General features: G+C 39.5%; 33 protein-coding genes. 31 read left to right on the top strand and 2 right to left on the bottom strand.

The features are described 5' to 3' along the window. Window positions 1–22: 22 nt before the first annotated feature. The 31 genes from rpsS (at window position 23) to rpsI (ending at window position 16,514) form a co-directional block, all read left to right on the top strand. Entirely contained in the window at window positions 23–301 is a 279-nt protein-coding gene (gene rpsS / locus OWO01_RS09605) for a 30S ribosomal protein S19 (RefSeq protein ID WP_268780239.1), read from the top strand. A gap of 20 nt (window positions 302–321) precedes the next feature. Beyond that, window positions 322–663, top strand: a complete 342-nt coding sequence (rplV, locus tag OWO01_RS09600) for a 50S ribosomal protein L22 (protein ID WP_268780238.1) — start codon at window positions 322–324, stop codon at window positions 661–663. A gap of 3 nt (window positions 664–666) precedes the next feature. Continuing rightward, window positions 667–1,308, top strand: coding sequence for a 30S ribosomal protein S3 (rpsC, locus tag OWO01_RS09595; protein ID WP_268780237.1), 642 nt, complete (start codon window positions 667–669; stop codon window positions 1,306–1,308). Between the two features lie 17 nt (window positions 1,309–1,325). After that, the gene (gene rplP, locus OWO01_RS09590) at window positions 1,326–1,760 is read left to right on the top strand and encodes a 50S ribosomal protein L16 (RefSeq protein WP_268780236.1); all 435 of its coding nucleotides are present in this window, start codon (window positions 1,326–1,328) and stop codon (window positions 1,758–1,760) included. Beyond that, the gene (gene rpmC / locus OWO01_RS09585) at window positions 1,750–1,950 is read left to right on the top strand and encodes a 50S ribosomal protein L29 (protein WP_018934219.1); all 201 of its coding nucleotides are present in this window, start codon (window positions 1,750–1,752) and stop codon (window positions 1,948–1,950) included. The genes rplP and rpmC overlap by 11 nt, the downstream gene beginning before the upstream one ends. Window positions 1,951–1,977: 27 nt before the next feature. Then, window positions 1,978–2,241, top strand: coding sequence for a 30S ribosomal protein S17 (gene rpsQ / locus OWO01_RS09580; protein WP_067842455.1), 264 nt, complete (start codon window positions 1,978–1,980; stop codon window positions 2,239–2,241). A gap of 47 nt (window positions 2,242–2,288) precedes the next feature. Next, entirely contained in the window at window positions 2,289–2,657 is a 369-nt protein-coding gene (gene rplN, locus OWO01_RS09575; RefSeq protein WP_268780235.1) for a 50S ribosomal protein L14, read from the top strand. A 53-nt stretch (window positions 2,658–2,710) separates the two neighbouring features. Next, the gene (rplX, locus tag OWO01_RS09570; RefSeq protein WP_268780234.1) at window positions 2,711–3,022 is read left to right on the top strand and encodes a 50S ribosomal protein L24; all 312 of its coding nucleotides are present in this window, start codon (window positions 2,711–2,713) and stop codon (window positions 3,020–3,022) included. A gap of 26 nt (window positions 3,023–3,048) precedes the next feature. After that, a complete protein-coding gene (gene rplE / locus OWO01_RS09565; protein ID WP_268780233.1) occupies window positions 3,049–3,588 on the top strand; it encodes a 50S ribosomal protein L5 in 540 nt (179 codons plus the stop codon). A gap of 30 nt (window positions 3,589–3,618) precedes the next feature. Continuing rightward, window positions 3,619–3,804 (top strand): 30S ribosomal protein S14, encoded by a 186-nt coding sequence (rpsN, locus tag OWO01_RS09560; RefSeq protein ID WP_003156488.1) that lies wholly within the window; start codon window positions 3,619–3,621, stop codon window positions 3,802–3,804. Window positions 3,805–3,833: 29 nt separating this feature from the next. Next, window positions 3,834–4,232, top strand: coding sequence for a 30S ribosomal protein S8 (rpsH, locus tag OWO01_RS09555; RefSeq protein WP_268780232.1), 399 nt, complete (start codon window positions 3,834–3,836; stop codon window positions 4,230–4,232). 34 nt (window positions 4,233–4,266) lie between these two features. Next, window positions 4,267–4,803, top strand: coding sequence for a 50S ribosomal protein L6 (gene rplF / locus OWO01_RS09550; protein ID WP_268780231.1), 537 nt, complete (start codon window positions 4,267–4,269; stop codon window positions 4,801–4,803). Between the two features lie 61 nt (window positions 4,804–4,864). After that, window positions 4,865–5,227, top strand: coding sequence for a 50S ribosomal protein L18 (gene rplR, locus OWO01_RS09545; RefSeq protein ID WP_268780230.1), 363 nt, complete (start codon window positions 4,865–4,867; stop codon window positions 5,225–5,227). A gap of 21 nt (window positions 5,228–5,248) precedes the next feature. Then, complete coding sequence (gene rpsE / locus OWO01_RS09540) at window positions 5,249–5,752, top strand: 30S ribosomal protein S5 (protein ID WP_268780229.1); 504 nt, start codon at window positions 5,249–5,251, stop codon at window positions 5,750–5,752. Window positions 5,753–5,765: 13 nt separating this feature from the next. Further along, complete coding sequence (rpmD, locus tag OWO01_RS09535; protein WP_268780228.1) at window positions 5,766–5,948, top strand: 50S ribosomal protein L30; 183 nt, start codon at window positions 5,766–5,768, stop codon at window positions 5,946–5,948. A 29-nt stretch (window positions 5,949–5,977) separates the two neighbouring features. After that, a complete protein-coding gene (gene rplO, locus OWO01_RS09530) occupies window positions 5,978–6,415 on the top strand; it encodes a 50S ribosomal protein L15 (protein ID WP_268780227.1) in 438 nt (145 codons plus the stop codon). Continuing rightward, a complete protein-coding gene (gene secY, locus OWO01_RS09525) occupies window positions 6,415–7,710 on the top strand; it encodes a preprotein translocase subunit SecY (protein ID WP_268780226.1) in 1,296 nt (431 codons plus the stop codon). The genes rplO and secY overlap by 1 nt, the downstream gene beginning before the upstream one ends. Before the next feature lie 50 nt (window positions 7,711–7,760). After that, window positions 7,761–8,411: an adenylate kinase gene (locus OWO01_RS09520; RefSeq protein WP_268780225.1), complete on the top strand. Its 651-nt coding sequence runs from the start codon at window positions 7,761–7,763 to the stop codon at window positions 8,409–8,411. Between the two features lie 465 nt (window positions 8,412–8,876). Beyond that, window positions 8,877–9,212: a KOW domain-containing RNA-binding protein gene (locus OWO01_RS09515; protein ID WP_268780224.1), complete on the top strand. Its 336-nt coding sequence runs from the start codon at window positions 8,877–8,879 to the stop codon at window positions 9,210–9,212. Then, window positions 9,190–9,408 carry a translation initiation factor IF-1 gene (gene infA / locus OWO01_RS09510; protein WP_003464670.1) on the top strand — a complete coding sequence of 73 codons (219 nt, stop codon included), beginning with the start codon at window positions 9,190–9,192 and terminating at the stop codon, window positions 9,406–9,408. Before OWO01_RS09515 ends, infA begins: the two co-directional genes overlap by 23 nt. Before the next feature lie 33 nt (window positions 9,409–9,441). After that, the gene (gene rpmJ, locus OWO01_RS09505) at window positions 9,442–9,555 is read left to right on the top strand and encodes a 50S ribosomal protein L36 (RefSeq protein WP_017473641.1); all 114 of its coding nucleotides are present in this window, start codon (window positions 9,442–9,444) and stop codon (window positions 9,553–9,555) included. A gap of 24 nt (window positions 9,556–9,579) precedes the next feature. Next, window positions 9,580–9,945 (top strand): 30S ribosomal protein S13, encoded by a 366-nt coding sequence (gene rpsM, locus OWO01_RS09500; RefSeq protein ID WP_268780223.1) that lies wholly within the window; start codon window positions 9,580–9,582, stop codon window positions 9,943–9,945. A gap of 25 nt (window positions 9,946–9,970) precedes the next feature. Beyond that, entirely contained in the window at window positions 9,971–10,360 is a 390-nt protein-coding gene (gene rpsK, locus OWO01_RS09495; protein WP_268780222.1) for a 30S ribosomal protein S11, read from the top strand. A gap of 233 nt (window positions 10,361–10,593) precedes the next feature. Further along, the gene (locus OWO01_RS09490) at window positions 10,594–11,538 is read left to right on the top strand and encodes a DNA-directed RNA polymerase subunit alpha (RefSeq protein ID WP_268780221.1); all 945 of its coding nucleotides are present in this window, start codon (window positions 10,594–10,596) and stop codon (window positions 11,536–11,538) included. 43 nt (window positions 11,539–11,581) lie between these two features. Next, the gene (gene rplQ / locus OWO01_RS09485; RefSeq protein WP_268780220.1) at window positions 11,582–11,935 is read left to right on the top strand and encodes a 50S ribosomal protein L17; all 354 of its coding nucleotides are present in this window, start codon (window positions 11,582–11,584) and stop codon (window positions 11,933–11,935) included. A gap of 270 nt (window positions 11,936–12,205) precedes the next feature. Beyond that, window positions 12,206–13,045: an energy-coupling factor ABC transporter ATP-binding protein gene (locus tag OWO01_RS09480; protein ID WP_268780219.1), complete on the top strand. Its 840-nt coding sequence runs from the start codon at window positions 12,206–12,208 to the stop codon at window positions 13,043–13,045. Next, on the top strand, window positions 13,021–13,893 hold the full coding sequence (locus OWO01_RS09475) for an energy-coupling factor ABC transporter ATP-binding protein (protein ID WP_268780218.1): 873 nt from the start codon (window positions 13,021–13,023) through the stop codon (window positions 13,891–13,893). The genes OWO01_RS09480 and OWO01_RS09475 overlap by 25 nt, the downstream gene beginning before the upstream one ends. Further along, window positions 13,886–14,683, top strand: a complete 798-nt coding sequence (locus OWO01_RS09470) for an energy-coupling factor transporter transmembrane component T family protein (RefSeq protein ID WP_268780217.1) — start codon at window positions 13,886–13,888, stop codon at window positions 14,681–14,683. The genes OWO01_RS09475 and OWO01_RS09470 overlap by 8 nt, the downstream gene beginning before the upstream one ends. A 14-nt stretch (window positions 14,684–14,697) precedes the next feature. After that, complete coding sequence (gene truA / locus OWO01_RS09465; protein ID WP_268780216.1) at window positions 14,698–15,450, top strand: tRNA pseudouridine(38-40) synthase TruA; 753 nt, start codon at window positions 14,698–14,700, stop codon at window positions 15,448–15,450. A gap of 213 nt (window positions 15,451–15,663) precedes the next feature. Further along, the gene (rplM, locus tag OWO01_RS09460) at window positions 15,664–16,101 is read left to right on the top strand and encodes a 50S ribosomal protein L13 (RefSeq protein WP_268780215.1); all 438 of its coding nucleotides are present in this window, start codon (window positions 15,664–15,666) and stop codon (window positions 16,099–16,101) included. Window positions 16,102–16,121: 20 nt separating this feature from the next. After that, window positions 16,122–16,514, top strand: a complete 393-nt coding sequence (gene rpsI / locus OWO01_RS09455; RefSeq protein WP_268780214.1) for a 30S ribosomal protein S9 — start codon at window positions 16,122–16,124, stop codon at window positions 16,512–16,514. Window positions 16,515–16,582: 68 nt separating this feature from the next. Here rpsI and OWO01_RS09450 read toward each other — a convergent pair whose 3' ends face one another. Beyond that, complete coding sequence (locus OWO01_RS09450) at window positions 16,583–16,795, bottom strand: tyrosine-type recombinase/integrase (RefSeq protein WP_268780213.1); 213 nt, start codon at window positions 16,793–16,795, stop codon at window positions 16,583–16,585. Further along, entirely contained in the window at window positions 16,792–17,034 is a 243-nt protein-coding gene (locus tag OWO01_RS09445) for a hypothetical protein (protein WP_268780212.1), read from the bottom strand. The genes OWO01_RS09450 and OWO01_RS09445 overlap by 4 nt, the downstream gene beginning before the upstream one ends. Window positions 17,035–17,049 lie beyond the last annotated feature (15 nt).

Here is a 17,049-nt window from a genome sequence, read left to right as displayed (position 1 = left end):
AATCACGAAGGGAGGTTTATGTATGGGTCGTAGTTTAAAAAAGGGACCTTTCGTAGATGACCATTTGATGAAAAAAGTTGAAAAACTGAACGAAGATGACAAAAAACAAGTGGTAAAATCTTGGTCACGTCGTTCTACTATATTCCCTAATTTTGTTGGGCATACAATCGCTGTATATGACGGACGTAAGCATGTACCAGTTTATGTTACAGAAGATATGGTTGGACATAAATTAGGTGAATTCGCTCCTACTCGCACTTTTAAAGGGCACGCGAGCGATGACAAGAAAACAAAACGCTAATTGGAGAGGAGGCGCTCTTGATGCAAGCTAAAGCTGTTGCAAAAACTGTTAGAATTGCTCCTCGTAAAGTTCGATTGGTAATTGATTTAATTCGAGGAAAAAATGTTGGAGAAGCCATTGCAATTTTAAAAAACACACAACGCGGTGCTAGCCCTGTTGTTGAAAAAGTATTAAACTCTGCGATCGCAAATGCAGAACACAACTACGAAATGAATGTAGATGAATTATATGTATCTGAAGCATACGTTAACGAAGGCGTAACACTTAAACGTTTCCGCCCACGTGCACAAGGTAGAGCTAGTCAGATCAACAAAAGAACGAGCCACATCACTGTGGTTGTATCAGAAAAGAAGGAGGGATAATCTGTGGGTCAAAAAGTTAATCCGATAGGACTTCGTGTCGGCGTTATCCGTGATTGGGAATCAAAATGGTACGCTGGTAAAGATTATGCAGACTTATTACATGAAGACATTAAAATTCGTGAATATGTTGAAAAACGTTTAAAAGATGCGGCTGTCTCGAAAATTGAGATTGAACGTGCAGCTAACCGTGTGAATATTTCCATCTCTACTGCTAAACCGGGTATGGTTATTGGTAAAGGTGGTTCAGAAGTAGAAGCACTTCGTAAATCATTAAACGAACTAACAGGTAAAAAAGTTCATATTAATATTGTCGAAATCAAAAAACCAGATGTTGATGCTAAGTTAGTAGCAGAAAACATTGCTCGTCAACTTGAAGGACGTATTTCATTCCGTCGTGCGCAAAAGCAAGTAATTCAACGTGCTATGCGTGGAGGAGCTAAAGGTATTCGTACACAAGTATCTGGCCGTTTAGGTGGCGCTGATATGGCTCGTGCGGAAAGCTATAGTGAAGGAACTGTTCCACTACACACACTTCGTGCTGATATCGATTATGGTACTGCTGAAGCAGATACTACTTACGGTAAACTAGGTGTTAAAGTGTGGATCTATCGTGGAGAAGTCCTTCCAACTAAAAACAAAAAGTAAGGAAGGGGGCACGCATTATGTTAATGCCTAAACGTGTAAAACATCGTAAACAACACCGTGGTAAAATGAGAGGTAAAGCAAAAGGCGGAACAGAAGTTGCATTCGGTGAATACGGATTGCAAGCTGTAGAAGCTTCTTGGATTACAAGTCGTCAAATTGAATCTGCACGTATTGCCATGACTCGTTATATGAAACGTGGCGGTAAAGTATGGATTAAAATATTCCCACACAAATCTTATACAGCAAAACCTCTAGAGGTTCGTATGGGTTCTGGTAAAGGTGCTCCTGAAGGATGGGTAGCAGTTGTAAAACCAGGAAAGATTATGTTTGAAATCGCTGGGGTTTCTGAAGAAGTAGCTCGTGAAGCGTTACGTCTTGCATCACATAAATTGCCAGTGAAAACTAAGTTCGTAAAACGTGAAGAAATTGGTGGTGAAATCAATGAAGGCTAATGAAATCAGAGAACTAACCACTGCCGAAATTGAACAAAAAATCAAGTCATTAAAAGAAGAGCTTTTCAATCTGCGTTTTCAGTTAGCTACTGGTCAACTGGAGAATACAGCTCGTCTTCGAGAAGTGCGTAAATCCATTGCTCGTATGAAAACTGTTGTCCGCGAAAGAGAGCTTAGTGTAAATAACTAGTAAACTTGAGAGGAGGTTAGCCTCAAAATGACTGAACGTAATAATCGTAAATTATATACTGGTCGTGTTGTGTCTGACAAAATGGATAAAACGATCACAGTATTGGTCGAAACATATAAATTTCACCCGCTTTACGGTAAGCGTGTGAAGTATTCAAAGAAATTTAAAGCACATGATGAAAACAATCAAGCGAAAACCGGCGATATCGTTTCAATTATGGAAACTCGTCCACTTTCAGCTACTAAACGTTTCCGTCTTGTCGAAGTAGTAGAAGAAGCAGTAATTATCTAATAAGCGTAAAGTTCGCTCGGAATGATTCCGAAGGGAGGTAACACAGTATGATTCAGCAAGAGAGTCGTTTGAAAGTAGCAGATAACTCTGGTGCACGTGAAGTATTGGCGATTAAAGTACTTGGTGGTTCAGGACGTAAAACTGCGAATATCGGAGACGTTATCGTGTGTTCGGTGAAACAAGCAACACCTGGTGGCGTTGTCAAAAAAGGTGAAGTGGTAAGAGCGGTTATTGTTCGTACCAAAAGTGGTGTTCGTCGTAAGGATGGTTCATACATTCGCTTTGATGAAAATGCAGCAGTTATTATCCGTGATGATAAAAGCCCAAGAGGTACACGTATTTTTGGCCCTGTAGCACGTGAACTTCGTGATGCGAAATTTATGAAGATTGTTTCATTAGCTCCAGAGGTATTGTAAGACCATAAAAAATGAAGAACGAATGAAAAGCCTTGTAAGGAGGTGCGTCTAGCATGCATGTAAAAAAAGGTGATAAAGTACAGGTTATTTCTGGGAAAGATAAAGGAAAGCAAGGGACTATTCTTGTTGCTTATCCGAAAAAAGATCGTGTACTTGTAGAAGGAATAAATATTGTGAAGAAACACGCGAAACCTTCACAAGATAATCCACAAGGCGGAATTCTTACTCAAGAAGCGCCAATCCATGTTTCTAATGTATTACCGATTGATCCGAAATCCGGCGAGCCAACTCGCGTAGGATATGAAGAACGTGACGGAAAGAAAGTTCGTATCGCTAAAAAATCCGGTGAAGCGTTAGATAAATAACTTAGCGACGAAAGGAGGCCTACTCGATGAACGAACTAAAGAGTAAATATAAAAATGACATCGTGTCATCATTAGTAGAAAAGTTCAATTATGATTCTGTAATGCAAGTACCAAAGGTAGAAAAAATCGTAATTAATATGGGTGTTGGAGATGCTGTACAAAACTCAAAAGCAATGGATAGTGCAGTGGAGGAATTGGCACTCATCTCAGGTCAACAACCACTAATCACAAAAGCAAAAAAATCAATTGCAGGTTTTCGTTTGCGCGAGGGTATGCCAATCGGGGCAAAAGTAACCCTTCGTGGAGAGCGTATGTATGAGTTTCTTCAAAAACTTGTTGATGTATCACTTCCACGTGTACGTGACTTCCGTGGTATCTCAAACAAAGCATTTGATGGTCGTGGAAACTATACATTAGGTGTTAAAGAACAATTGATTTTCCCAGAAGTAGATTATGATCAAGTAAGTAAAGTTCGTGGGATGGATATCGTTATCGTTACAACTGCTAACACTGACGAAGAAGCACGCGAATTGTTAACTCAACTTGGCATGCCTTTCCAAAAATAAGCGCGACCGCTAATACAAGGAGGGAAAATAGTGGCTAAAAAATCTATGATTGCGAAACAACAACGCACACCAAAGTTTAAAGTTCAAGAGTATACTCGTTGCGAACGTTGTGGGCGTCCACATTCTGTAATTCGTAAATTTAAACTTTGCCGTATTTGTTTCCGCGAACTTGCCTATAAAGGTCAAATTCCTGGTGTCAAAAAAGCAAGCTGGTAAAACCCGATAAGGGAAGGAGGTAATATTTAATGGTTATGACAGATCCAATTGCAGATATGTTAACTCGTATTCGTAACGCAAATACGGTCCGCCATGAGAAGCTAGAGCTTCCTGCATCAACAGTGAAAAAAGAGATTGCAGATATTTTAAAACGTGAGGGATTTGTACGCGATTATGAATTCGTAGAAGATAATAAACAAGGTGTACTTCGTATTTTCTTAAAGTATGGTACAAACGATGAGCGTGTTATTACTGGACTTAAACGAATTAGTAAGCCAGGATTGCGTGTTTATGCGAAAGCTGGTGAACTACCAAAAGTACTTAACGGCTTAGGAATCGCGATCGTATCAACTTCAAAAGGTATTCTATCAGACAAAGAAGCACGGGAACAAGCTATTGGTGGAGAAGTGCTAGCATACGTTTGGTAATAATTTTTTCAATAAGATAGGAGGTGCCAGATAGATGTCTCGTATAGGTCTTAAGATTATTGAAATCCCTGAAGGTGTTGAAGTTAAAAATGACAACAACAAGGTGACAGTTAAAGGTCCAAAAGGAGAATTAACTCGCCAACTTCACGAGGATATGACAATCAACATCGATGGTAACGAATTAACAGTAGCAAGACCAACTGATAGTAAAACACACCGTGCTTTACATGGTACTACTCGAAGCCTAGTTGCAAATATGGTTGAAGGTGTACACAAAGGATTTGAAAAAGCACTTGAAATTCAAGGGGTTGGTTACCGTGCTCAAAAACAAGGTAACAAACTTGTGGTGAATGCAGGTTACTCTCACCCAGTTGAAATCGATACTCCTGCTGGAATTGAAATTGAAGTCCCAGCAAACACAAAAGTAGTCGTAAAAGGTATTGATAAAGAATTGGTAGGTGCTGTTGCAGCAAACATTCGTGCGATTCGTAAACCTGAGCCTTATAAAGGTAAAGGAATTCGTTATGAAGGCGAATATGTTCGTCGTAAAGAAGGTAAAACAGCTAAATAAGGCAAGTTAACCTTATTTCTACTAAACAAGGTTAGTTAGGTATCAGAAAGGAGTGACCTAGATGATCACAAAGCCAGATAAAAATGTGGTACGTAAAAAGAGACATTTACGCGTGCGCAAGAACCTATTCGGTACTGCCGAGCGTCCTCGTTTAAACGTATACCGTTCAAATAAACACATTTATGCACAATTAATTGATGACGTAAATGGTGTAACATTTGCAAGTGCGTCAACTGTTGATAAAGAATTCAACAATGACACAACCGGAAATGTTGAAGCATCAAAATTAGTTGGAGAATTAATTGCGAAACGCGCATTAGATAAAGGCCACAAAAACGTAGTATTCGACCGTGGAGGATATTTATATCACGGACGTATCAAAGCATTAGCAGATGCTGCCCGCGAGGCAGGTCTTGAATTTTAATAGTAAAAGGAGGGACATATATTGCGTACTCATATCGACCCGAATAAATTAGACTTAGAAGAACGCGTAGTTACGATTAACCGTGTAGCTAAAGTAGTAAAAGGTGGACGTCGTTTCCGTTTTGCCGCATTAGTAGTAGTCGGAGACAAGAACGGTCATGTAGGATTTGGTACTGGTAAAGCACAAGAAGTACCAGATGCGATCAAAAAAGCAATCGACGATGCGAAGAAAAACTTAATTAAAGTACCAATCGTAGGAACTTCTATTCCACATGAAACAACTGGACGCTTTGGTGCAGGAAGCATCTTGTTGAAACCAGCTGTTGAAGGTACTGGAGTTATCGCTGGTGGACCAGTTCGTGCTGTACTTGAACTTGCTGGTGTAGGTGATATCCTTTCTAAATCATTAGGATCGAACACACCAATCAACATGGTTCGTGCGACAATCAGTGGACTAAATGACTTAAAACCTGCTGAAGAAGTAGCGAAACTACGTGGTAAATCAGTAGAAGAACTGTTAGGATAGGGAGGGAAATCATATGGCTAATAAGTTAGAAATTACCCTCACGCGCAGTGTTATTGGCAGAACGGAAACACAGAAACAAACTGTCAAAGCATTAGGCTTAAACAAAATAAACCAATCAGTTGTCCGTGAAGATACGCCTGCGGTTCGAGGTATTATTAATAAAGTATCACATTTAGTAGCGGTCAAAGAATTATAATCACATTAGCGCAAAGAGGAGGTGCTCGCATGAAACTTCATGAATTGAAGCCATCACAAGCTCGTAAAGAGCGAAATCGTGTAGGTCGTGGAATGTCCTCTGGTAACGGTAAAACATCTGGTCGAGGACATAAAGGTCAAAACTCTCGTTCAGGTGGCGGTGTTCGTCCAGGATTCGAAGGTGGGCAAATGCCATTGTTCCAACGTTTACCAAAACGCGGTTTTACAAATATTCACCGTAAAGAATATGCAGTAGTTAATTTATCAAAATTAAATAGTTTTGAAGAAGGTACAGAAGTAACACCGGAGCTATTACTTGAAACAGGTTTAGTAAGCAAGCTAAAAGCCGGCATTAAAGTTCTTGGAAATGGTACTGTGGAAAAGAAACTTACTGTAAAAGCTCACAAGTTCTCAGCTTCTGCTAAAGAAGCTATTGAGGCAGCGGGCGGTCAAACTGAGGTGATTTAATGTTCCGTACAATCTCCAACTTCGTACGTGTCAAGGATATCAGAGACAAAATTGTTTTCACGCTATTAATGCTAATTGTATTCCGACTCGGTACATTTATTCCTGTTCCGTTTACAGATCGAGAAGCAATTGGTTTTATGAATGATCAACAAAACGTGTTTGGATTTTTGAATACATTTGGAGGCGGGGCATTACAGAATTTCTCTATTCTTGCAATGGGGATTATGCCTTACATTACAGCTTCCATCATCATGCAACTTCTGCAAATGGATATCGTGCCAAAGTTTGCTGAATGGAAGAAACAAGGGGAAGTTGGTCGAAGAAAGTTAGCTCAATTCACCCGTTATGCAACAATTGTCTTAGCTTTTATTCAAGCAATCGCTATGGCGATTGGATTTAATGCGATGGCAGGTGGTGGTCTAATTGCAGACCCTACTGTTGGAAAGTTCATTATTATATCCATTGTCTTAACTGCGGGTACTGCATTTTTAATGTGGCTCGGGGAACAGATTACTACACACGGTGTGGGAAATGGAATCTCAATCATTATCTTTGCCGGAATTGTTGCAGCAATCCCGAACAACCTGAATCAAATATATGAACAATATTTTGGTGGCAATACAGGTGATGATTTATTCATTAACATTGTCATTGTTACCTTAATTGCATTAGTTGTTCTTGCCGTAACGGTTGGTGTTATTTTTATTCAACAAGCACTAAGAAAAATACCCATCCAGTACGCAAAGCGCTTAGTTAATCGTTCATCAGTCGGTGGTCAATCGACACACTTGCCTTTAAAGGTTAATACAGCAGGAGTTATTCCAGTAATCTTTGCTGTTTCGTTTATTATGGCACCGAGAACGATAGCTGGATTCTTTGATGGAGGATTTGCTAATGCGATTGAAACCACTTTTGATTACACACAACCAATTGGTATGGTAATCTATGTCGCGTTGATTATTGCATTTTCTTATTTTTACACATTCGTTCAATCAAACCCTGAACAAATGGCAGAGAATCTGAAAAAGCAAGGTGGATATATTCCTGGGATAAGACCTGGAAATAAAACCGAAATATACTTAACGCGTGTACTATACCGTTTAACTTTTGTGGGCTCACTTTTCTTAGCAGCTGTAGCTGTGCTGCCACTCGCTTTGGGTAGTATTGCTAATCTGCCACAGTCCATTCAAATTGGTGGAACAAGTATCTTGATTGTCGTAGGGGTAGCTCTACAAACAATGAAACAATTGGAAAGCCAATTAGTAAAACGACACTATAAAGGTTTTATTAAATAGTAGCGAATCACTTGATTTGTTATGGAATGACGAGAGCGAGGGGAATTGCAGTGAATTTGATTCTTATGGGTCTACCTGGGGCTGGAAAAGGCACACAGGCTGAAAAAATCGTAGAAAAATATCAGATCCCTCATATTTCAACTGGTGATATGTTCCGATTAGCAATTAAGGAAGGAACAGATCTCGGAAAAAAAGCAAAATCATTTATGGATCAAGGGGAACTTGTTCCTGACGAAGTCACTATCGGTATTGTTCGGGAGCGATTAAGCAAACCCGATTGTGATAAAGGTTTCTTGTTAGATGGTTTTCCTAGAACAATTGCGCAAGCAGAGGCTCTAGAAAACCTTCTATCAGACATGGGGCGTTCTTTACAATCTGTTCTTCATGTAGATGTACCTACAGAGAAATTAGTAGATCGTTTAACCGGTCGAAGAATCTGTCCTACATGTGGTGCTACGTATCATGTCGATTACAATCCTCCGAAAGTGGATGGAAAATGTGATCACGATGGTGCAACGTTAATCCAACGTGAGGATGATCGTCCAGAAACGGTTACTAAACGATTAGAAGTAAACGTAGAACAAGCACAACCGCTAATTGACTTCTATCATGACAAGGGATATCTTGTCTCCGTAAATGGCGAACAGGACATTGATGCTGTGTTCGAAGATGTTGATCAAATTCTTCAAACATATGCATAGACTTATACCGTGCAAAATTATTACCACGAGAATCACTCTTTTTTAAAGCCGTTTTATACAGGATAAGAAAGTAAAAAGTATCGTGGTAGCATTTGCACCAAATAAACGAATTAAGGATCGATACCGTAAAGCTCATATAACAAGAACATACGATTCGATCACTTATTTCATAAATGAGAGAGACTAAGATCTCATTAAGCAAGTCTCAATCAAGCAAAACCAGGTGCCCGCCTTTCCAATATATCGCATATGATTTCCATCTGCTGAAATCAAAGTGCAAATGATCGATCATGAAAATCCAATGTTTCATTGGTAATTAAGGAATTTGTCAGGCAGCTACTTTTGCGGATAATTGGACGGTTGTCACATAACATGGTAAAATTAATGCTCGTTTTGAACATGTTTTACAATGGATAAGTTGGTTATGTTAAATGATAACAAGAACTTAAGTGAAGGTGATCATGTTTGAATGATACGGAGTCGCGTCCCGAGATAGGGCAAGTTGTTCAAATCTTGCAAGGACGAGAAGCAGGTCAATATGCCATTGTCATTAACATTGTCGATGATCGTTTTGTTCTGCTTGCAGATGGAGAAAAACGAAAATATGATCGGCCGAAGAAGAAAAATTTCAATCATATTATTCCGATGGATTTTGTTTCTCCTGAGGTTCAAAATAGCCTTCTGGAAACTGGTCGCGTTACAAATGGTAAGCTGCGTTTTGCTATATCAAAGTTTGTCAATGAGGTAGTGACTAATGTGAAGAAGGGAGATCAACTCGATGGCGAAAGACGATGCAATTGAAGTAGAAGGTACTGTTACTGACACATTACCGAACGCAATGTTTAAAGTTGAATTAGAGAATGGTCATACCGTTTTAGCTCATGTTTCAGGAAAGATCCGTATGCACTTTATTCGAATCTTACCAGGAGACAAAGTAACGGTTGAACTTTCTCCGTACGATTTAACTAGAGGACGTATTACGTACCGTTATAAATAATGATAAGCTCCGATACTAGAGGAGGTATGGATGATGAAGGTAAGACCATCTGTAAAACCAATATGCGAAAAATGTAAGGTTATTCGTCGTAACGGAAAAGTTATGGTAATCTGCGAAAACCCGAAGCATAAACAAAAACAAGGTTAATCAATAAGGAGGTGCAAGGCGAGAATGGCACGTATTGCAGGTATTGATGTTCCACGTGAGAAACGTGTAGTAATTTCATTAACTTATATTTATGGTGTTGGTAGTTCAACAGCGAAAGAAATCCTAAAAGAAGCTGGCGTATCAGAAGATACACGAGTTCGTGACTTAACAGAAGATGAATTAGGTCGCATTCGTACAGCAGTTGGCGAATATACAACTGAAGGGGATCTTCGTCGTGAAGTATCATTAAACATCAAGCGTTTAATCGAAATCGGCTCATACAGAGGGCTTCGTCACCGTAGAGGACTACCAGTTCGCGGACAGAAAACGAAGAATAACGCTCGTACACGTAAAGGCCCAAGTAGAGCAGTTGCAAACAAAAAGAAATAAGCATTAAAGGAGGTTTATTATTCTAATGGCTCGTAAAACGAATACACGTAAAAAACGTGTGAAAAAGAATATTGACACTGGTATAGCACATATTCGTTCAACTTTTAACAATACAATTGTAACGATTACAGATGTTCAAGGTAACGCGATTAGCTGGAGCAGTGCAGGAGCACTAGGTTTCAGAGGATCACGTAAATCAACGCCATTCGCTGCCCAAATGGCTGCTGAAACAGCTGCAAAAGGTGCGCAAGAACACGGCTTAAAAACATTAGAAGTTACCGTTAAAGGACCTGGAGCAGGACGTGAAGCAGCAATTCGTTCACTTCAAGCGGCAGGATTAGAAGTTACTGCCATTGTTGACGTAACACCAGTTCCTCACAATGGTTGTCGCCCACCAAAACGTCGTCGTGTATAATTTTATCCGTATAGATTTCATCAGCCTGTCTATAATGGATTATGATAGCTTAAAGTAGAACGTCCGAAATTCAGATAATTAACATCTATTTTGACCATTCTCAACAGCATCGAACAGACAGACGTAAAATATACGAATAGAACATAGTGCAGAAACGGGAACTGCCTACCTGAGGAATTTCGGTTAGACAAATGTCTAACCGGGGTTTCGACGTTCGAAGGAGGGTTTTATTAATGATCGAGATTGAAAAGCCAAAGATTGAAATTGTAGAAATCAATGATGATGCTACATTTGGAAAGTTTGTCGTAGAACCGCTAGAACGTGGATATGGAACTACACTAGGAAACTCCTTGCGTCGTATCCTATTATCCTCACTTCCAGGGGCTGCGGTAACATCCGTCCAGATTGATGGCGCGCTTCATGAGTTCTCAACGATTGAAGGCGTTGTTGAAGATGTGACAACGATCATCCTTAACCTAAAAAAACTAGCATTAAAAATCTACTCAGAAGAGCAGAAAACGCTAGAGATTGATGTACAAGGAGAAGGTCTTGTAACAGCTGCGGATATTACTTATGATAGTGATGTAGAAATCTTAAATCCAGATCTCCATATTGCCACATTAGGAAGTAATGCAACTTTACGCATGAAAATGACTGCCGAACGTGGTCGAGGTTACCGCCCGGCTGATTCTAACAATCATGATGATCAACCAATTGGTGTTATTCCAGTCGACTCTATTTTCACCCCCGTGTCACGTGCTACATTCCAAGTGGAAAACACACGTGTCGGACAAATTACCAATTATGATAAATTGACATTAGATGTTTGGACAGACGGAAGCATTCGTCCAGAAGAAGCAGTTTCATTAGGTGCGAAAATTTACACAGAACACTTGAATATTTTTGTGGGTCTTACAGATGAAGCGCAAAACGCTGAAATCATGATTGAAAAAGAAGAAGATCAAAAAGAAAAAGTGTTAGAAATGACAATTGAAGAACTAGATTTATCCGTTCGTTCTTATAACTGTTTAAAACGTGCCGGTATTAATACCGTGCAGGAACTTGCGAATAAATCAGAAGATGATATGATGAAAGTGCGCAATTTAGGACGTAAATCTCTAGAAGAGGTTAAGCACAAGCTAGTGGATTTAGGACTAGGATTACGTAAAGAAGAGTAGTCATATTAAACCTTGATAGATTCCGAAAAAGGAGGGATAATCTATGGCTAGAAAACTAGGACGAACAACAGATGCTCGTTTAGCATTACTAAGAAATCTTGCTACTGATTTGATTATTCATGAACGTCTTGAAACAACAGAAGCGAAAGCAAAAGAGCTTCGTTCAACAGTCGAAAAAATGATTACGCTTGGTAAGCGTGGAGATCTTCATGCTCGTCGTCAAGCAGCAGCATTTCTTTACAAAAAAGATGCTAGCGAAACAGAAGATGCAGTTCAAAAACTTTTCAATGATATCGCTACACGTTATGAAGACCGCCAAGGTGGTTACACACGTGTCTTAAAGCTTGGACCACGTCGTGGTGATGGAGCGAAAATGGCGATTATTGAGTTAGTATAACTTAATAATGTAAGGGTAAGGGCAGGACTGAATCTCGATCTGAGGTGAATCCAAGCCCTTTTTTGCTAGTGTAAGAAAGCCAATGCATGAAGCACGGTCGTTTGCTGCCAATATGGTGGTGAACGACTTTTTCAAGTGTAAGATAATATAATATTTTCTTTGTCAGGGAATGAATTATGTTAAAATGAATAGCTAGAATAGCGAATAAATATTCCCTCAATGATATTGATCATTTCCGGGGAAATAATTTAACATATCTGGGGGTTTATAATGCTGAAACATAGGGTCGAATTTAGAAATGTTTATTTTCGTTATAGTGAAACAGAAGATTGGGTGTTGAAAAACGTAAGCTTTACAATCGCTTCTGATGAGTGGGTGGCAATCATCGGTCATAACGGTTCGGGTAAGTCGACGATTGCAAAATTGATGAATGGACTATTATTTCCTGACAAGGGAGAGATTATTGTAGATGGGATTCCAGTAACAGAGGAATCGATTTGGGATGTAAGAACAAATGTTGGGATGGTTTTTCAAAACCCAGATAACCAGTTTGTCGGCACAACCGTCAGAGACGATGTTGCGTTTGGACTGGAGAATCGAGGTGTTGAGCGTAACGAAATGCTCAAGAGAATTGAACAAAGCTTAGAAGCTGTTCGAATGAGTGATTACCTTCTTCATGAACCACACCGACTCTCTGGTGGGCAAAAACAACGCGTTGCCATTGCAGGCGTGTTAGCTGTATCTCCACATGTGATGATCTTGGATGAGGCTACTGCAATGCTAGACCCAAAAGGGAGAAAGGAAATACTTGCAACGATCAATCAAGTAAGGGAATCGCAATCGCTAACTTTGATAACCATTACACACGATTTAAATGAGATAACAAAAGCAGATCGAGTGATTGTGATGAATGCAGGAGAGATATGGTTAGAAGCGCTCCCTCGTGAAGTTTTTACAAAAGAGAAGGATTTGAGAGCAATCGGATTGGACGTACCGTTTGTTGCTAAGTTAGCAAATGAACTAATTGCGATCGACGTGAAACTTGATCAACAACCATTACATCAGAAGGAGCTATTAGAATCACTATGGACATATCATTTAACGAAGTAAGCTATACGTATCAACCGAATAGTCCTTTTGAACACAAAGCATTAATCGACTTGTCATTTCAGATTGATTCTGGTTCTTTTGTAGCTATCGTTGGCCATACGGGTTCTGGGAAGTCTACTTTAATTCAACACTTAAATGGATTACTGCGCCCGACAAAAGGGGAGATCAAGATTGGTGACTATCATATTCGTGCAGAAGAAAAAATCGCGAAAGTAAAAGCATTGCGTCGACAAGTAGGAATTGTCTTCCAATATCCAGAACATCAATTATTTGAAGAGACGATTGCGAAAGACATTGCCTTTGGCCCGAAAAACTTTGGTGTAGACGAAGAGGAAATTAATCGTCGCATTCCTATTTTGATGGAGGCAGTTCATTTACCTTTAACCTTGTTGGATCGTTCGCCATTCGATTTAAGTGGTGGTCAGATGCGCCGTGTTGCTATTGCGGGTGTTTTGGCATTGGAGCCATCTGTTCTCGTTTTGGATGAGCCAACAGCCGGTCTAGATCCAAAAGGGCAACAAGAGATTATGGATATGTTTGCAACGTTGCATAAAAAGAAAAACCTAACAACAATTCTTGTAACACATAGTATGGAAGATGCTTTGAAGTATGCAGACCATGTGATTATCATGGATCATGGTCAAAAGTATATGGAAGGATTACCACACGAGGTTTTTGTTGAGAAGGACAAGCTTCAACAAGTTCAACTCGACGTGCCCGAAGTGATTCAATTTTTGCAAGCCTTTGAAGCCAAGTTTGGTCAAACCATTCCTTATCAAGGACAAACCTTAACAGAATTAGCGCGTCTGATGCAAGAAATTCTGAAAGGAGAGCAGAAATATGTCTAACTCCATCATTATTGGGCAATATGTCCCTGGTGATTCTTGGATTCATCGATTAGACCCACGAATAAAAATCGTGATCATTTTTTGCTTTGTTGTATTCGTGTTCTTCGCAAATACAGCTTTAAGCTATGGTTGGCTAACCTTATTTGCGATTGCAACAGCTGCATCTACTAAAATAAAAGCTAGATTCATCGCGAAAGGACTAACACCGGTCTGGTTTTTAATTATATTCACCTTTGTCTTACATTTGATTGTTACAAGAGAAGGAACGGTATTATTTGAGGTTTTTACCTTCCCAATCTATAGCGGTGCACTTATTCAAGGTTTTTCCATTTCGTTGCGATTCTTTTTACTGATTTTAGTGACTTCTTTACTTACGTTAACGACAACACCGATTGAAATTACCGATGCTATCGAAAGTTTATTGCACCCATTAAAGAAAATTAAGTTTCCTGTTCATGAGTTAGCATTAATGATGTCTATTTCTTTACGATTTATCCCAACCTTAATGCAGGAAACAGAAAAAATATCGAAGGCTCAAGCATCTAGAGGGGTGGATTTTAAAACAGGCCCTCTAAAAGATCGAATTCAAGCGGTTGTACCTTTATTGGTCCCTCTTTTTGTTAGTGCATTTAAGCGAGCGGAAGATCTTGCGATGGCAATGGAGGCTAGAGGTTACCGTGGTGGAGAAGGAAGATCGAAACTGCGGGAGCTAGTGATTAGAAAGCAAGATATAATCGCACTTGGATTATTCGCCTTCGTTATTGTCGTGCTATTTTTATTAAGAAGTTAAAGGGGTAAGGAGCTATGCGCTACTTATGCGTGATCAGCTATGACGGGACAAACTATGCTGGTTATCAAGTCCAACCGAATAAAGTAACGATCCAATCGACGATCGAACAAGCATTGAAGATGATCCATAAAGGAAAGTCTGTTCTGATTACAGCATCAGGTCGAACCGATGCGAGGGTACACGCTGTAGGCCAAACGTTTCACTTTGATACAACGTTAACGATACCGATTGAGAACTGGAAGCGAGCCTTGAATGCTTTATTGCCAGATGATATTTTGGTTAAAGAAGTGAAGCAAGTGGCAGATGATTTTCATGCTCGTTATGATGTAACCGCAAAAACATATCGTTATTTGGTGTTCAATCAGCGGGAACATGATCCTTTTCAGCGGAATTACAATTATCACGTGAGAGGGAAACTAGACATCGAAGCAATGCAGAAGGCTTGCGAGTATCTCATCGGAGAACATGATTTTTCTGCCTTTTGTGCAGCGAAGGCAGGGGTCAAGGGAAGTAAAGTACGAGAAATCTATCATGCATCATGCGAAAAGGAAGAAGGAAAGATCGTTTTTACGTTCACTGGCAACGGTTTTTTATATAATATGGTACGGATTATTGTTGGTACTATACTTGAGATCGGAACAGGTCGTTATCCTGCTGAAAAGTTGAAGAGGATTATAGATAGTAAACAAAGGGCGGAAGCGGGTAAAACCGTGCCACCTCAAGGTTTATACTTAAGTAAAGTACACTATCAGTCTGATTTTCACTAAATCGTTGATTTTTTTCATAAAAAACAACGTAACCGGGTGAACAGCTGTTGACATTAGACTGTAGTTATTATATGATGGTTTATGGCATTTTATTTCTATACCACGATTAGCCCCGGAAAGTTAATTGTGTAGAATATAAGATCAAACCAAACGACTCATAGTATTTGGAAATGAACAAGACAAGATGAATTTTATATACAGGAGGTAAGAACCATGCGCACAACTTTCATGGCAAATGAAACGAACATTGAACGCAAATGGCTTGTAGTTGATGCAGAAGGCCAAACACTTGGACGTTTAGCAAGTGAAGTAGCTTCCATCCTTCGTGGCAAGCATAAACCAACGTATACACCGCATGTAGACACTGGTGATCATGTAATTATTATTAATGCGGAAAAAATCGAATTAACAGGTAATAAATTGAACGATAAAATGTATTACCGTCACTCCAACCACCCAGGCGGGCTTAAAGCACGTACGGCTGGTGAAATGCGTGAAAACCATTCAGAAAAAATGTTAGAACTTACTATTAAAGGCATGCTTCCAAAAGGTAGCCTTGGTCGTAAAATGGGCAAGAAATTGCACGTATTTAAAGGATCAGAACACAATCATCAAGCACAAAAACCAGAAGTTTACGAACTTCGCGGATAATTAAAAGGAGGTAACGAATAGTGGCACAAGTACAATACTACGGTACCGGACGCCGTAAAAGTTCAACTGCTCGTGTACGTTTAGTACCAGGAACTGGACGTATTACTGTAAATAATCGTGATGCGGAAGACTACTTCCCATACGAAACGCTACGTACGATCATCAAACAACCATTAGCTGCAACAGAAACTGAAGGTAGCTATGATGTATTAGTTAACGTACATGGTGGAGGATTCACCGGACAAGCTGGTGCAATTCGTCATGGTGTAGCACGTGCTTTATTAGAAGCAGACCCAGAATACCGCGCAGTATTAAAACGCGCTGGATTCTTAACACGTGACGCTCGTATGAAGGAACGTAAAAAATACGGTCTTAAAGGCGCGCGTAGAGCTCCTCAGTTCTCAAAACGTTAATAGGTTTGTTGATATACCAACGTTTGCAAAGGTTTTTTGGTGCAAGTTGGTGCAAATTAACGTTAATCTTATAAAGCATTTAACAGATTTAAAGCATCAGCATCTTGCTGGTGTTTTTTTTCTGGCATTAATTCCAGATAATAATTTTGTGTGGTTTGGATGTTAATATGTCCTAACCGTTTCGATACATAAGTAATATCTATGTCTTGAGCAAATAAAAATGACGCGTGGGTATCTCTTAAACCGTGAAACGTTGTTTTCTTAATATCTAATTTCTTCAATAACTCTCCGCTAATTGTTCCGACTGTTTAAAACCTCCAAAGTTGAAAATATAACCATTCTCTTTAACAGGAATTTTACGAATGAGTTCATATACTTCTTTGTTAATAGAAACATCACATTTTGCAATTTGTGTCTTTAGCGAAGTGTCATCAGAAGTAGGGCGGATGGAATTTCTAACTTTCATTCCGTATTCATAAAGGATCCCTGGTCGTATTGCTAGTAGTTCTCCACGTCGCATACCTGTTTCTAATGC

This window comes from Natronobacillus azotifigens, assembly GCF_026805325.1.
GTDB classification, from domain to species: Bacteria; Bacillota; Bacilli; order Bacillales; family Amphibacillaceae; genus Natronobacillus; species Natronobacillus azotifigens.
The sequence above is the reverse complement of the archived record's forward strand: the minus strand, read 5'-3'. Positions and strand labels throughout refer to the sequence as shown.

Excerpts from the sequence above, each read along its gene's own strand:
- rpsS (WP_268780239.1), top strand. The coding sequence starts at position 23 with ATGGGTCGTAGTTTAAAAAAGGGACCTTTCGTAGATGACCATTTGATG.
- rplV (WP_268780238.1), top strand. The coding sequence starts at position 322 with ATGCAAGCTAAAGCTGTTGCAAAAACTGTTAGAATTGCTCCTCGTAAA.
- rplP (WP_268780236.1), top strand. The coding sequence starts at position 1,326 with ATGTTAATGCCTAAACGTGTAAAACATCGTAAACAACACCGTGGTAAA.
- rpmC (WP_018934219.1), top strand. The coding sequence starts at position 1,750 with ATGAAGGCTAATGAAATCAGAGAACTAACCACTGCCGAAATTGAACAA.
- rpsQ (WP_067842455.1), top strand. The coding sequence starts at position 1,978 with ATGACTGAACGTAATAATCGTAAATTATATACTGGTCGTGTTGTGTCT.
- rplN (WP_268780235.1), top strand. The coding sequence starts at position 2,289 with ATGATTCAGCAAGAGAGTCGTTTGAAAGTAGCAGATAACTCTGGTGCA.
- rplX (WP_268780234.1), top strand. The coding sequence starts at position 2,711 with ATGCATGTAAAAAAAGGTGATAAAGTACAGGTTATTTCTGGGAAAGAT.
- rplE (WP_268780233.1), top strand. The coding sequence starts at position 3,049 with ATGAACGAACTAAAGAGTAAATATAAAAATGACATCGTGTCATCATTA.
- rpsH (WP_268780232.1), top strand. The coding sequence starts at position 3,834 with ATGGTTATGACAGATCCAATTGCAGATATGTTAACTCGTATTCGTAAC.
- rplF (WP_268780231.1), top strand. The coding sequence starts at position 4,267 with ATGTCTCGTATAGGTCTTAAGATTATTGAAATCCCTGAAGGTGTTGAA.
- rplR (WP_268780230.1), top strand. The coding sequence starts at position 4,865 with ATGATCACAAAGCCAGATAAAAATGTGGTACGTAAAAAGAGACATTTA.
- rpmD (WP_268780228.1), top strand. The coding sequence starts at position 5,766 with ATGGCTAATAAGTTAGAAATTACCCTCACGCGCAGTGTTATTGGCAGA.
- rplO (WP_268780227.1), top strand. The coding sequence starts at position 5,978 with ATGAAACTTCATGAATTGAAGCCATCACAAGCTCGTAAAGAGCGAAAT.
- secY (WP_268780226.1), top strand. The coding sequence starts at position 6,415 with ATGTTCCGTACAATCTCCAACTTCGTACGTGTCAAGGATATCAGAGAC.
- infA (WP_003464670.1), top strand. The coding sequence starts at position 9,190 with ATGGCGAAAGACGATGCAATTGAAGTAGAAGGTACTGTTACTGACACA.
- rpmJ (WP_017473641.1), top strand. The coding sequence starts at position 9,442 with ATGAAGGTAAGACCATCTGTAAAACCAATATGCGAAAAATGTAAGGTT.
- rpsM (WP_268780223.1), top strand. The coding sequence starts at position 9,580 with ATGGCACGTATTGCAGGTATTGATGTTCCACGTGAGAAACGTGTAGTA.
- rpsK (WP_268780222.1), top strand. The coding sequence starts at position 9,971 with ATGGCTCGTAAAACGAATACACGTAAAAAACGTGTGAAAAAGAATATT.
- OWO01_RS09490 (WP_268780221.1), top strand. The coding sequence starts at position 10,594 with ATGATCGAGATTGAAAAGCCAAAGATTGAAATTGTAGAAATCAATGAT.
- rplQ (WP_268780220.1), top strand. The coding sequence starts at position 11,582 with ATGGCTAGAAAACTAGGACGAACAACAGATGCTCGTTTAGCATTACTA.
- OWO01_RS09480 (WP_268780219.1), top strand. The coding sequence starts at position 12,206 with ATGCTGAAACATAGGGTCGAATTTAGAAATGTTTATTTTCGTTATAGT.
- OWO01_RS09475 (WP_268780218.1), top strand. The coding sequence starts at position 13,021 with ATGGACATATCATTTAACGAAGTAAGCTATACGTATCAACCGAATAGT.
- OWO01_RS09470 (WP_268780217.1), top strand. The coding sequence starts at position 13,886 with ATGTCTAACTCCATCATTATTGGGCAATATGTCCCTGGTGATTCTTGG.
- truA (WP_268780216.1), top strand. The coding sequence starts at position 14,698 with ATGCGCTACTTATGCGTGATCAGCTATGACGGGACAAACTATGCTGGT.
- rplM (WP_268780215.1), top strand. The coding sequence starts at position 15,664 with ATGCGCACAACTTTCATGGCAAATGAAACGAACATTGAACGCAAATGG.
- OWO01_RS09445 (WP_268780212.1), bottom strand. The coding sequence starts at position 17,034 with ATGCGACGTGGAGAACTACTAGCAATACGACCAGGGATCCTTTATGAA.